Annotated in this window: 17 protein-coding genes; 8 read left to right on the forward strand and 9 right to left on the reverse strand. The window is 67.1% G+C overall.

Annotation, left to right across the window (positions count from 1 at the left end):
* The first annotated feature begins 107 nt into the window (after positions 1-107).
* Positions 108-455, forward strand: coding sequence for a YkgJ family cysteine cluster protein (locus OH686_RS20220; protein WP_289534776.1), 348 nt, complete (start codon positions 108-110; stop codon positions 453-455).
* A 30-nt stretch (positions 456-485) separates the two neighbouring features.
* Complete coding sequence (locus tag OH686_RS20225; RefSeq protein ID WP_289534777.1) at positions 486-1,043, forward strand: nitroreductase family protein; 558 nt, start codon at positions 486-488, stop codon at positions 1,041-1,043.
* Positions 1,044-1,050: 7 nt separating this feature from the next.
* On the opposite strand, the gene OH686_RS20230 is transcribed toward OH686_RS20225, so the two are convergent.
* The 6 genes from OH686_RS20230 to OH686_RS20255 all read right to left on the reverse strand — a co-directional run bounded on the left by OH686_RS20230 (position 1,051) and on the right by OH686_RS20255 (position 5,188).
* Complete coding sequence (locus OH686_RS20230; RefSeq protein WP_289534778.1) at positions 1,051-2,373, reverse strand: sensor histidine kinase; 1,323 nt, start codon at positions 2,371-2,373, stop codon at positions 1,051-1,053.
* Positions 2,374-2,429: 56 nt separating this feature from the next.
* Positions 2,430-2,867 carry a Spy/CpxP family protein refolding chaperone gene (locus OH686_RS20235; RefSeq protein WP_289534779.1) on the reverse strand — a complete coding sequence of 146 codons (438 nt, stop codon included), beginning with the start codon at positions 2,865-2,867 and terminating at the stop codon, positions 2,430-2,432.
* A gap of 105 nt (positions 2,868-2,972) precedes the next feature.
* Entirely contained in the window at positions 2,973-3,650 is a 678-nt protein-coding gene (locus OH686_RS20240; protein WP_289534780.1) for a response regulator transcription factor, read from the reverse strand.
* A gap of 28 nt (positions 3,651-3,678) precedes the next feature.
* Positions 3,679-4,104 carry an SH3 domain-containing protein gene (locus tag OH686_RS20245; protein WP_289534781.1) on the reverse strand — a complete coding sequence of 142 codons (426 nt, stop codon included), beginning with the start codon at positions 4,102-4,104 and terminating at the stop codon, positions 3,679-3,681.
* 192 nt (positions 4,105-4,296) lie between these two features.
* Positions 4,297-4,596 carry a YciI family protein gene (locus OH686_RS20250; RefSeq protein WP_137971619.1) on the reverse strand — a complete coding sequence of 100 codons (300 nt, stop codon included), beginning with the start codon at positions 4,594-4,596 and terminating at the stop codon, positions 4,297-4,299.
* Position 4,597: 1 nt separating this feature from the next.
* Entirely contained in the window at positions 4,598-5,188 is a 591-nt protein-coding gene (locus tag OH686_RS20255; RefSeq protein WP_289534783.1) for a septation protein A, read from the reverse strand.
* Positions 5,189-5,253: 65 nt separating this feature from the next.
* On the opposite strand from OH686_RS20255, the gene OH686_RS20260 reads away from it, so the two are divergent.
* The 6 genes from OH686_RS20260 (at position 5,254) to rluB (ending at position 9,902) form a co-directional block, all read left to right on the forward strand.
* Entirely contained in the window at positions 5,254-6,114 is an 861-nt protein-coding gene (locus OH686_RS20260; RefSeq protein ID WP_289534785.1) for a PHP domain-containing protein, read from the forward strand.
* A gap of 13 nt (positions 6,115-6,127) precedes the next feature.
* The gene (locus OH686_RS20265; RefSeq protein ID WP_289534786.1) at positions 6,128-6,760 is read left to right on the forward strand and encodes an L-threonylcarbamoyladenylate synthase; all 633 of its coding nucleotides are present in this window, start codon (positions 6,128-6,130) and stop codon (positions 6,758-6,760) included.
* On the forward strand, positions 6,757-7,569 hold the full coding sequence (locus tag OH686_RS20270; protein ID WP_502942753.1) for a segregation and condensation protein A: 813 nt from the start codon (positions 6,757-6,759) through the stop codon (positions 7,567-7,569). The genes OH686_RS20265 and OH686_RS20270 overlap by 4 nt, the downstream gene beginning before the upstream one ends.
* On the forward strand, positions 7,570-8,361 hold the full coding sequence (gene scpB, locus OH686_RS20275) for an SMC-Scp complex subunit ScpB (RefSeq protein ID WP_289534787.1): 792 nt from the start codon (positions 7,570-7,572) through the stop codon (positions 8,359-8,361).
* 91 nt (positions 8,362-8,452) lie between these two features.
* Positions 8,453-8,638, forward strand: a complete 186-nt coding sequence (locus OH686_RS20280) for a DUF1289 domain-containing protein (protein ID WP_137971625.1) — start codon at positions 8,453-8,455, stop codon at positions 8,636-8,638.
* An 88-nt stretch (positions 8,639-8,726) separates the two neighbouring features.
* Positions 8,727-9,902 carry a 23S rRNA pseudouridine(2605) synthase RluB gene (rluB, locus tag OH686_RS20285; RefSeq protein WP_289534788.1) on the forward strand — a complete coding sequence of 392 codons (1,176 nt, stop codon included), beginning with the start codon at positions 8,727-8,729 and terminating at the stop codon, positions 9,900-9,902.
* A gap of 56 nt (positions 9,903-9,958) precedes the next feature.
* Here the strand turns inward: rluB and OH686_RS20290 are convergent, their stop codons facing one another.
* The 3 genes from OH686_RS20290 to mupP form a co-directional block, all read right to left on the reverse strand.
* The gene (locus tag OH686_RS20290) at positions 9,959-10,885 is read right to left on the reverse strand and encodes a GGDEF domain-containing protein (protein WP_137971627.1); all 927 of its coding nucleotides are present in this window, start codon (positions 10,883-10,885) and stop codon (positions 9,959-9,961) included.
* 205 nt (positions 10,886-11,090) lie between these two features.
* Entirely contained in the window at positions 11,091-11,831 is a 741-nt protein-coding gene (locus OH686_RS20295; RefSeq protein WP_289534790.1) for a YciK family oxidoreductase, read from the reverse strand.
* Positions 11,832-11,861: 30 nt separating this feature from the next.
* Positions 11,862-12,533: an N-acetylmuramic acid 6-phosphate phosphatase MupP gene (mupP, locus tag OH686_RS20300; RefSeq protein WP_289534792.1), complete on the reverse strand. Its 672-nt coding sequence runs from the start codon at positions 12,531-12,533 to the stop codon at positions 11,862-11,864.

A 12,533-nucleotide genomic window follows, 5' to 3' on the forward strand; every position in this document is an offset into this window, starting at 1 on the left:
TGGTGCCATGCCCTGTAAATCCGCCGTGTGGGGCTTCACAGCGGCGAGTGGATTCATAGAATACGGCTCCATTCTCCGGCGCTCGGCCGGCTCACTGCGTATGCGCCATGTCCGATAACCATCCCTGCCTCAGTTGCGGCGCCTGTTGCGCCAACTTCCGCGTGTCCTTCTACTGGGGCGAATGCCAGTCCGCCGGCGGCACGGTGCCCGATCACTTGGTCGAGCAGATCGGTCCCTACCATGTGGCGATGCTCGGCACCACGACCAAGCCGGTGCGCTGCATCGGCCTTGAGGGCGAGGTGGGTTGCGGCACGCGCTGCAACGTCTACGAGCAGCGCTCCAGCACCTGCCGCGAGTTCACCGCCAGCTGGGAGGATGGCCAGCACAACCCGCATTGCGATGCGGCGCGCGCGGCCTATGGCCTGCCGCCGCTGACGCCAGAACACTTCGGCTAGAATGCCCGCCTGCTTCCCTTGGAGATGGCTATGCAAGCCCTCGATCTGCTGCTCAATCGCGTATCCGTCGGCCGCCTGCTGGAGCCGGCGCCCGATGCCGCCCAGCGCGAGCTGATGTTCCGCGCCGCCCTGCGTGCGCCGGACCATGGCCAGCTGCGCCCCTGGCGTTTCCTCACTGTCGAGGGCGATGCCCGCGTGCGTCTCGGCGAACTGTTCGCCGCGGCCTTGGCCAGCGATCCGGCGAACAAGGCCGAGGCCCTGGACAAGGCCCGCGCCATGCCGCTGCGCGCCCCGCTGCTGATCGTGGTGGTCGCGCGCCTGAGTGAACACCCCAAGGTGCCGCAGGAAGAACAGGTGCTGTCCGCCGGCTGCGCCGCCCACGGCCTGCTGCTGGCAGCCCAGGAGCTGGGTTTCGGCGCCATCTGGCGCACCGGTGCCCTGGCTCACCACCCACAGGTGCTGGCCGGTCTCGGCCTGCACGCCAGCGAGCGGATCGTCGGCTTCCTCTATGTCGGCAGCTTCGAAGGCGAGCGGCGCACGCCGTCGGCGTTGGAGCCGGTGCAGTTCGTCAGCGCCTGGCAGGGCTGAGTCCGCCTCATTCGGCCAGTGGCAGCTCCAGGGTGGCGACAAAGCCGCCCTGCGGATGATTGGCCAGCAGCAACTGACCTTCATGACGCTCCGCCGCACGGCGGGCGATGGCCAGGCCGAGGCCGTGGCCCGGTGCCTCTTGCTTTGGTGCACGGAAGAAGGGTTCGCCGAGGCGCTCGATGATTTCCGCCGGAGCGCCGGGGCCGTGATCGCGCACCGCGATACGCAGAAAACCGTCCTGCTGGCTCACCTCGATCTCGATCGGCTGCTCCACCGGGTTGAAGCGCAGGGCGTTGCGCAGCAGGTTGTCCAGCGCGCGGCCGAGCATGTCCGGCCAGCCCTGCAGGGCAATCGGGCGGCTGTCCATGCGTACCTGCAGGCGCTGCTCGGGGGTGGCCAGGGCGGCATCTTCCAGCAGGCCGTCGAGTAACCGGCGCAGGTCCACCGGCTGCGGCGTGCCGGGGTCGGCATCCAGGCGGGCGAGGGCAAGAATCTCGGCGATCAGTGCCTCCAGGCGATCGCATTCCTGGGTCAGGCGGCCCCACAGCTGGTCGCGCTGGGCCGGCTCGGCGCGCTCGGTCAGGGCCAGGGCCACGCGCAGGCGCGCCAGTGGCGAGCGCAGCTCGTGGGACACGTCGCGCAGCAGCTGGCGTTGACTGCCGATCAGGTCCTGCAGGCGCGAGCCCATGCGGTTGAAGTCGCGGGCCAGCACGCCGAACTCGTCGCCGCGGTCGGCCAGGCGCGCCAGGCTGTTCTGCTGGTAGGCGGTCTGCCCCAGGTCGTACACGGCGCCACGCAGGCGGCCGAGCGGGCGGGTGATGGATAGGGTCAGCAGCAGGCTGATGGCGGTCAGCACCACCAGCGCGATGGTCAGGGCGCTGAGTGGCCAGAACAGGCTCTCGCGGTGCCAGGCCATCATCTCCGGGTGGGGAATGCGGTAGATGAACAGGTAGGTCTCGCCCGTGGCCGGGCTGCGGTATTCCTCGGTGATGCGGCGCCAGGGCAGGCGCTTGGGATTGTCGTGGCGCGCCTCGAAGGCGGCCGCGCGCGGCGGGAAGGTGCCGTAGACCAGGGCCTGGCCCTCTTCGTTGAGGACCTGGATGTTCACCCGGTAGCGCTGCTTGCGCTTTTCCAGGAACTGCTGGGCGGCTTCCGGGCCATTGCGCTCGTAGAGCTGGCTCCACAGTTCGGCGACATCCTTCAGCGCCGGATGGCGGCCGAGTACCCAGGCGTCCTGGTCCAGCGCGCGGCCCAGCAGCATGGACAGGCCGGCGACCAGGGCGACGGCCAGCCAGAAGCTGGCGAAGATGCGCCAGAACAGTGAACGCATGAGTACTCCTCAAATAGCCAGGCCCGGCTCAGGGAGCCGGGCCGGATAACGCTGGGTTATTGGGCCTGCTTGTCCTTCTCGGCCTTCCAGGCCTCGAACTCGGCACGCTCGGCGCGGCGCTTGTCCATCTCCGCCTTGCGCGTGTCGAAGGTCTTCTGCTGCTCCGGCGTGAGGATGGCACGGAAGGCCTTGTCATGCTCCAGACGGGCGGTTTCCAGTTCCTTCTTCAGGGCGTCCTGGTCGGCCTGCGGCAGTTTGCTCAGGTACTTCTGGGTGATCTCGCGCGGGTCGTTCTTGCGTTCGTGCATCAGCTTGCCCACTTGCTCGCGCTGCTCGGCGCTGAGGTCGAGGTCTTTGAGCATCCGCATGCCGTGACCGCGATGCTCGCCGTGCATGGCCTTGCTGCAGTGCCCCGGCTCGCCGGGTGCGCCCTCGGGCATGGCCATGGTCGGCAGGCTGGCGGCCAGGAGCAGGGCGGTGAGGGTCTTGCGCATGATGTGTCTCCTTGTCTCGAAACCGGCGGGTTACCGGATGAGCCCAGTCTAGGGAAGGCAAGGTCAAGCGCGGTCAGCTCAGGGTAAAGGCTGGGTAAATGCGGCTCAGGGTGCGTAGTAGTAGCCGCGGCTGCGCAGGGCGACGATGCGCGGGCGGCCGTCCGGGTGCGGGCCGAGCTTCTTGCGCAGGTTGCTGACGTGCATGTCCAGGCTGCGGTCGTAGAGGGTCAGCTTGCGGCCCAGCGCCAGTTGCGCCAGGGCCTGTTTGTCCAGCGGCTCGCCGGGTTGTTGCAGCAGTGCCTCGAGGATGCGGCCCTCGGACAGGGTCAGAGTGATCTCGTGTTCACCGAGGCTGGCCACGCCACGTTGCGGGCTGTAGCTGATGTCGCCCAGCTCGACGCGGGTGGGCGTGGCCACCGGCAGGCTGCGGCGTAGCACGGCGCGCAGGCGGGCGGTCAGCTCGCGCGGATCGCAGGGCTTGGCCAGGTAGTCGTCGGCGCCCAGCTCCAGGCCGAGGATGCGGTCCAGCGGTTCGCCACGGGCCGAGAGCATCAGCACCGGCAGTTCGGCGTGTTCGCTGCGCAGCTGCTTGAGCAGCTCCAGGCCGCTGCCGTCCGGCAGCATCACGTCGAGGATCACCGCCGCCGGGCTCTGCTCGGCCAGCGCGGCGCGGGCGCTGAAGCCGTCATGGCTGGCGCGCACGTTGAATCCTTCCTGCTGCAGCCAGCTGGCCAGCAGCTCGCAGAGTTCGCGGTCGTCGTCGATCAGCAGCAGGTCGGTCATGGTGGCGTCGGTTCTTCAGGTGGAGCGGTCAGACCCACTCGCTGCGGCGTTTGTTCCGGCCGCCGGCGCTCAGGCGACCAACGATAAAGGCCAGCAGGGCGGTGCCGGCGCCGATGGCGAACCACAGCTGCTGCTCGCTGAACAGGCGCGGCGGTTGCTCGGCCTGGGCCTGCTTGAGCTGCAGCTTGAGGCGCTGGTTGTCCTGGCGCAGGCGGCCGATCTGCGCGGTCTCTCGCTCGCCGGAGGTGGCGGCCTGCAGCTCGCTGCGCTGGCGCTCGCTCTCCGCCAGCTGCTGTTGCAGTGCGGCGATCTGCGCGGCGCTGTCGCTGGCCGCAGCAGCGACCGGAGCGCTGGCCGGCGTCGGGTTGAGGGCCAGCGGTTGGGATTCTTCGGCGTGCAGAGCGGGGGTGATGCAGAGAGCGGTGAGCAACAGGTAGAGCGGGCCTTGGCGCATGGGGAACTCCAGTTTCCGAATTATTGTTATGGGCCTGCGTCGGTTGTCAGAGTCTGCCTACGATCTTGCGAGCTAGAGTCAGGCTAGGCAAAAACCAGCGAGGAGGCGGAGTTTACAAATCGTAAATGAGCATCCGAGCTGGTTTTTAACGACGCCTGGCCGACGCGCAGCAGATCGTAGGCCGACTCTTGGTTAGGGCAGCACCTGCTTGAAAGGCTTGACCAGCACGCTGGCATAGACGCCGGCGGCACGGTAGGGGTCGGCGTCGGCCCAACTCTGGGCGGCGCTCAGGGATTCGAACTCGGCGACGATCAGGCTGCCGGAAAAGCCGGCCGGGCCAGGATCGACGCTGTCCACCGCCGGGTGCGGGCCGGCCAGCACCAGACGGCCCTCGTTCTTCAGCTGTTCCAGGCGGGCCAGGTGGGCGGGGCGGGTAGCCAGGCGCTTCTCCAGGGACTCGGGGGCATCGCTGGCAATGATGGCGTAGAGCATGTCAGTCCTTGCTTTGCTGCGGGGTTTCGTCGTGGATGTGGCGCGCCAGGTAGACGCCCTGGGCGACCAGGAACAGCACGGTCATGCCGAGGCTGCCGAAGACTTTGAAGTCGACCCAGATGTCGTGGAAGGTGAAGGCGACGAACAGGTTGGCGCAGCCGCTGAAGATGAAGAAAACCACCCAGGCCAGGTTCAGGCGGGTCCAAATGTGCTGTGGGAGCTGTACCGCGTGACCCATGACGCGCTGGATCAGCACCTTGTCACCGATGAAGTGGCTGCCGAGGAAGCCGGCGGCGAACAGCCAGTTGACCACCGGTGCCTTCCACTTGAGGAAGGTCTCGCTGTGGAAGGCCAGGGTCAGGCTGCCGAACACCAGGCAGGCGACCAGGGTTAGCCACTGGCTCTTTTCCAGCTTGCGCTGCACAAGGAACAGGACGCCATAGACCAGGATCGAACTGATGATCAGCACTGCGGTGGCGCTGAAGATGCCGCCCAGCTCGACGCTGTGGCCGGCCAGTTCGACGGTGCGGGGATCGAGTTTGTAAACGATGAAGAACAGGATAAGCGGGATGAAATCGATGAATTGTTTCACGGCGGCAGCCAGAAGCGGGATGTGGCGGCATAATAACAAACAACCCCATTAACGAAAGACGCGCCATGAAGGTCGATCTGCACTGCCACAGCACCGCTTCGGACGGCGTTCTCGCGCCTGCCGCGGTGGTCGCGCGCGCCCACGAAAGAGGCGTGCAGCTGCTGGCGCTGACCGACCACGACACCCTCGAAGGGCTGGACGAGGCGCGCCGCACCGCCGGTGAGCTGGGCCTGCGTCTGGTCAACGGCATCGAGCTGTCCTGCACCTGGGGTGGCGCGACCATCCATGTGCTGGGCTACGCCTTTGCCAGCGATGCGCCGGCGCTGCGCCAGGCCATCGCCGAGCTGCATCAGGGTCGCTGGCTGCGTGCCGAGGAAATCGACCGGCGCCTGGCGGCCAAGGGCATGCCCGGAGCCCTGGAGGGTGCGCGGGCGATCCAGCAGGGCCTGGGCGACAGCGGCAACGCGCCGGCGCGGCCGCACTTCGCCGAGTTCCTGGTGCGCGCCGGGCACGTGCGTGACCACGCGGAGGCGTTCCGCAAGTGGCTGGGCTCGGGCAAGCTGGGCGACGTGAAACAGCACTGGCCAACCCTGGAACAGGCGGTCGGCACGCTCAAGGCCGCCGGTGCCTGGATCAGCCTGGCGCATCCCTGGCAGTACGACTTCACTCGTAGCAAGCGGCGGCGCCTGGTGGCCGATTTCATCGCCGCCGGTGGCCACGCTCTGGAAGTAGTCAACGGCCTGCAGCCGGCCGAGCAGGTCGGCGGCCTGGCCATCCTGGCCCGTGAATTCGGCATGCTGGCCAGTGTCGGCAGCGATTTTCACGCCCCGGGCGACTGGTCGGAGCTGGGCATGTACCGTCCGTTGCCGGAAGACCTGTCTCCTCTATGGGAGCGCTTCGACCATGCACGCGCTACTACCGCCTGAGCAGGGAGAGTTCATGAGTCAGTTCTTCCAGGTCCACCCGGAGAATCCGCAGCCGCGCCTGATCAAGCAGGCGGTGGAAATCCTGCGTAGCGGCGGGGTGATCGTCTATCCGACCGACTCCTCCTACGCCATCGGCTGCCTGATCGGCGACAAGGGCGCGGTGGAGCGCATCCGCCGCCTGCGCCAGCTGGACGACAAGCACAACTTCACCCTGGTATGCAGCGACCTGTCGCAGATCGGCCTGTTCGCCAAGGTCGACACCGGCGCCTTCCGCCTGCTCAAGGCGCACACGCCCGGCCCTTATACCTTCATCCTCAGCGCCACCCGCGAAGTGCCGCGCATGCTGCTGCACCCCAAGCGCCGCACCATCGGCCTGCGCGTGCCGGCCCATCCCATCGCCCTGGCCCTGGCCGAGCAGCTGGGCGAGCCGCTGATGAGCGTGAGCCTGATCATGCCCGGCGAAGATCTGCCGATGAGCGACCCCTACGAGATGCGCCAGCTCCTCGAACACCAGGTGGATCTGATCATCGATGGCGGCTACGGCGGCCTGGAGGCCTCCACCGTGATCAACCTGGCCGAGGGCGAGCCGGAGGTGATCCGCGTGGGCTGCGGCGACCCGACGCCCTTCCAGGGGGACGAGGCGTGAGCGAGCAGGTCGACAGCCAGGCCGGCGCACAGCAGGAACTACCCTTTGCCCTGGTCTACGGTCAGGCGGTCACCGAGCTGCCGATCGACCTGTATATCCCGCCGGACGCCCTGGAAGTGTTCCTCGAAGCCTTCGAGGGCCCGCTTGACCTGCTGCTGTACCTGATCCGCAAGCAGAACATCGACATCCTCGACATCCCGGTCGCCGAGATCACCAAGCAGTACATGGGCTATGTCGAGCTGATGAAGTCGGTGCGCCTGGAACTGGCCGCCGAGTACCTGGTGATGGCCGCCATGCTGGCCGAGATCAAGTCGCGCATGCTGCTGCCGCGCTCGGCCGAGGCGGAGGAAGAGGAAGATGACCCGCGCGCCGAGCTGATCCGCCGCCTGCAAGAATACGAGCGCTATAAGGCCGCCGCCGAAGGTCTGGACGAGATTCCGCGGGTCGGCCGCGACCTCAGCGTGCCGCGCCTGGACGCCCCCGAGGCACGGGCGCGCAAGCTGCTGCCGGACGTCAGCCTGGAAGAAGTGCTGCTGTCCATGGCCGAGGTGCTGCGCCGTGCCGACATGTTCGAGAGCCACCAGGTGACGCGCGAGGCGCTGTCCACTCGCGAGCGCATGAGCGAAGTGCTGGAGCGCCTCAAGGGCAATGGTTTCGTGCCGTTCGTCACGCTGTTCACGGTGGAGGAGGGGCGCCTGGGGGTGGTCGTCACCTTCATGGCGGTGCTCGAACTGATCAAGGAACAACTGGTGGAACTGGTGCAGAATGAGCCCTTCGCGCCTATCCACGTCCGTGCCCGAGCCGAATAGATGAACCTGTCCGACCCGCAAGAACTCGCCTCCCTGCTCGAAGCCTGGCTGCTGGCCCTGGGCCGGCCGCTGTCGCTGGAGCGCCTGGGCGAGCTGTTCGAGGAGGGCGAGCGGCCGGAGCCGGCGCAGCTCCGCGAGGCGCTGGAAGTGCTGCGCCTTTCCTGCGAGGGGCGTGCCTTCGAACTGAAGGAAGTGGCCAGCGGCTACCGCCTGCAGGTGCGCGAGAAGTTCGCCCCCTGGGTCGGCCGGCTGTGGGAGGAGCGCCCGCAGCGTTATTCGCGCGCCATGCTCGAGACCCTGGCGCTGATCGCCTACCGCCAGCCGATCACCCGCGGCGAGATCGAGGATATTCGCGGCGTGGCGGTCAACAGCCAGATCATCAAGACCCTACAGGAGCGCGACTGGATTCGCGTGGTCGGCTACCGCGACGTGCCCGGCAAGCCGGCCATGCTGGCCACCACCAAGGTGTTCCTCGACTACTTCAACCTGAAGAGCCTGGAAGAACTGCCGCCACTGGCCGCCCTGCGCGAGCTGGAACCCGAGCCGATGCTGGCGCTGGACGACGACATGCCGGTACCGGCCGGCCTGCAGGCGCGGGTCGATGCCGAGTTGGGCGAAGACGCGCCGGCCGAGCCGCGCGAGGAAACCAGCTTCCGCAGCCTGCTGGTCGAGCTGGACGAGATGGAGCAGGGCCTGAAGACCGACTTCGAGGATCTGGCCCGGGCCGAAGAAGAGACTACCGTCGAAGAGAACCAGGACGAGACCCTGGGCGCCGGCGACTCCCTGCATTGAGCAATTGGCCATCGAGGGCATTGAGACTTTCAATCCCGGCCTGATCCGCTTCCGCCCTATGCTGGCGGCGCCTTCCCCCACAGGTGCCGCCATGAGCAAGAATCCCTGCATCAAGGTCTGCGAGTTCGACGCCGACATCTGCGTCGGCTGCGGGCGCAGCAAGCGCGAGATCAAGGCCTGGAAGAAACTCGACAAGCACGAGCGCTTCGCCTTGCTGGCCGAGGCCGACCTGCGGCTTTTGGCCTTCGAGGCGACCGGCCGGCGCAAGACCCGCTGAGCGGTCTATAGTCAGCCGTGCGCAGCACCGGCGATCCGCGTATGATGCGCGACCTTTTTCATCCTCAGTTACACCGGGAGGTGCCCAGATGAGTGAGTCCGAACTAGATCCCCGTCCCAGCGGCGAGAAGCTGCAGAAGGTCCTGGCCCGCGCCGGCCTCGGCTCGCGCCGTGACATCGAGCAGTGGATCACCGATGGCCGCGTCAAGGTCAATGGCGCCGTCGCCACCCTCGGCGCCCGCGTCGAACTGCGCGACGCCATCAGCGTCGATGGCCAGCTGCTCAAGCGCGAAGACATCCAGCAGACCGTGCGCCGCGTGCTGATCTACAACAAGCCGGAAGGCGAGATCTGCACCCGTGACGACCCGGAAGGTCGCCCCACCGTGTTCGACCGTCTGCCACGACCTAAGGAAGGCCGCTGGATCAACATCGGCCGCCTGGACATCAACACCACCGGCCTGCTCCTGTTCACCACCGACGGCGAGCTGGCCAACCGCCTGATGCACCCCTCCTACGAGATGGACCGCGAGTACGCCGTGCGTGTGCGCGGCGAAGTCACCGAGGAAATGATCGAGCAGCTCAAGGCCGGCGTGATGCTGGAAGACGGCCCGGCCAAGTTCACCGACATCAAGGAAGCGCCCGGCGGCGAAGGCTTCAACCACTGGTTCCACTGCGTGGTGATGGAAGGCCGCAACCGCGAAGTGCGGCGCCTGTGGGAATCCCAGGGCGTGGTGGTCAGCCGCCTGAAGCGCGTGCGCTTCGGTCCGGTGTTCATGACTTCCGATCTGCCGATGGGCCGCTGGCGCGAAATGGGCCAGCGCGAGCTGGACATCCTCAGCGAGGAAGTCGGCCTCAAGCCCATGGCCCTGCCGGCCATGAACGAGAAGATGCGCGACAAGCTCGATCGTCTGCAGCGCAAGGCGGCTCGACCGATGAGCCGCAACGAGCGGCCCAAGCGCGTGCTGCGCCCGGCCCAGGATGGCGCCGCCGAGTCGGTCGAGCAGCGTCCGGCCCGCGCCCCGCGCGGCGAAGAACGTGCGCAGCGCGCTCCGCGCAAGCCGAGTGGCGAGCGTGGTGAGCGCGAGGGCGGCCGTGGCACGCCGGTGGCGGAACGTCCCGCCGATGTGAACAAGAAGCGCACTCCACGTCCGGCCGGCGACACGGCCGAGCGCCCGGCGCGCAAGCCGCGTCCGGCTGCACCGAGCGGCAACAAGCGGCCGCCGAGTGGCGACGGCCAGCGTCCGGGCTTCGGCCGCAAGCGCTGATTGGCGGCAATGAAAAAGGGGCTCTCAGGAGCCCCTTTTTCTTGGCTGGCGTTTACTCAGCCGGCCATGGACAGGCGATTGCGGCCTTCGCGCTTGGATACATACAGGGCGCTGTCGGCGCGGCGCTGCAGGCTTTCCGATGATTCGCCCGGCAGCAGGGTGGAGCAGCCCAGGCTGATGGACAGCTCCAGGGCGCGGCCTTCTTCCAGGTATTGCAGGCCCAGCACCGCCAGGCGCAGGCGCTCGCCGATGATCTGCGCGGCCTCGCGGCTGGTGTTGGACAGCAGCACCAGGAACTCTTCGCCGCCGTAGCGGAACACCATGTCGATATTGCGCAGGCTGCCCTTCAGAGCCGCGGCCACGGCCTTCAGCACCTCGTCGCCGGTGGCGTGGCCGAAGCGGTCGTTGATGCTCTTGAAGTGGTCGATATCCAGCATCAGTACCGACAGCGGCTGCAGGCTGCGGCGGGCGAGGTCGACTTCGCGCTGCAGGGCCTGATTCATGGCGATGCGGTTGCCGGTATCGGTCAGCGGGTCGCGCAGTGCGCTCTGCAGGGCGGCGCGGTAGAGCAGGGCGTTGCGCAGCGGGAACAGCAGACTGGCCAGCAGGGATTCCAGCTGGCCCAGTTCGTCGTCGCTGAAGCGCTGGCTGCGGCGGAAGGTCAGTTCACCCAGGTATTCGCCCTGATGGCTAAGGCGGTAGCTGGCCGAATGGTTGGCGCGCTCGCCCAGCTCCAGACGCAGATCGCAGGCCGCCAACTGATAGCTCAGCGCGCTCAGCGGCACCAGGCGCTGCACTTCCTGGAAGAACAGACCGAGAATGCGGTCGACTTCCAGGGAGGTCTGCAGCTGCAGGTTCAGCTGCTGACGCAGCTGGGCCAGGCTGACCGGCTTGAGCAGCGGCTGATTGCGGCTGGCATAGCCCAGGCGCTGCAGCTTGGCGGCATCGAAATCGATGGTATTGGAAGGATTGTGCGGAACCATAATGCTCGACCTCTGGCGCTTAAGCGCCTTATTGATGGAGGTAGAGCGAATTCTGTGCCACTTTCAGAAAGTACTTATATTTCAGTGGTTTGAGTTATTTTTTTGGCGAGCAGAGCGGCAATCCATTGCCGCTCTATTGACGCCGGTGCTGGCAATTTGATGCCGTGCCGCTGGCGGCGGCGGAAAACCGGCAGCCAGCCACCTTTTACTGGGCGTCGAATGCCTGGCCGTTGACGCCCTGGCTGTCCGGGCCCATCAGGTACAGGTAGACCGGCATGATGTCTTCCGGCAGCGGGTTGTTGGCCGGGTTCTCGCCAGGGTAGGCCTGGGCGCGCATGCCGGTGCGGGTGGCGCCGGGGTTGATGCTGTTGGAGCGCACGTTGGCGATACCCTCGACTTCGTCGGCCAGGGTCTGCATCAGGCCCTCGGTGGCGAACTTGGACACGCCATAGGCGCCCCAGTAGGCGCGGCCCTTGCGACCGACGCTGCTGGAAGTGAACACCACCGAGGCGTCGTCGGACAGCTTGAGCAGCGGCAACAGGGTGCTGGTCAGCATGAACATGGCGTTGACGTTGATCTGCATGACGCGCATGAAGTTGTCGCCGGACAGCTGTTCCAGCGGCGTGCGCGGGCCGACGATGGCGGCGTTGTGCAGCAGGCCGTCGAGGCGGCCGAACTCGGCTTCGATGGTGGCGGCCAGTTCGTCGTACTGGTGCGGCAGGGCGGTTTCCAGGTTGAACGGAATCACCACCGGCTGCGGATGGCCGGCGGCCTCGATCTCGTCATACAGCTGATTCAGGTTGCCCTCGGTCTTGCCCAGCAGCAGCACGGTGGCGCCGTAGGCGGCGTAGGTCTTGGCGGCGGCGGCACCGATGCCGCGGCCGGCACCGGTGACCAGGATCACGCGATCCTTGAGCAGGTCGGGGCGGGCGCTGTAGTCGAACATGGGTGAAATCTCGTTATTGCGTGAATAGGGTCAGCAGCTGCACAGGGCGTTGTCGAGCACGGCGCGCAGCTCCAGGGGATGGTCCACCACCACATCGGCGCCCCAGTGGCGCGGATTGTCTTCGGGGTGGATATAGCCGTAGGTGACGGCTGCGGTCTTGCAGCCGGCGGCGCGGCCGGCCTCGATGTCGCGGGCGTCGTCGCCGACGAACAGGACGTCGGCAGGAGCCACGCCGATCTTCTCGCAGGCCAGCAGGAGCATGTCCGGCGCCGGCTTGCTGCGCGGCACATGGTCCGGGCAGACCAGCACGGCCGAGCGCTCAGCGAGATTCAGTTGCTGCATGATCGGTTCGGCGAACGTCACCGGCTTGTTGGTGGCCACGCCCCAGATCAGGCGCGAGGCCTCGATGTCGCCGAGCAGTTCGAGCATGCCGTCGAACGGCTTGCTGAGTACCGCGCAGTGCTGCTGGTAGCGCTCGAGGAACTCCAGGCGCAGGGCCTCGAAGCCTTCAGCGCCGACTTCCAGGCCGAAAGTAGCTGAGACCATGGCGCGGGCGCCGCCGGAGACCACGTCGCGGATCAGCTGCTCGTCCACCGGGGCCAGGTCGCGCGCGGCGCGCATGGCCTGGCACACGGCGACGAAGTCTGGCGCGGTGTCCAGCAGGGTACCGTCCATGTCGAAGAGAACCGCTCGCAGGGCCAT

It is taken from the genome of Pseudomonas sp. SO81, assembly GCF_030374125.1.
Taxonomy (GTDB): Bacteria; Pseudomonadota; Gammaproteobacteria; order Pseudomonadales; family Pseudomonadaceae; genus Aquipseudomonas.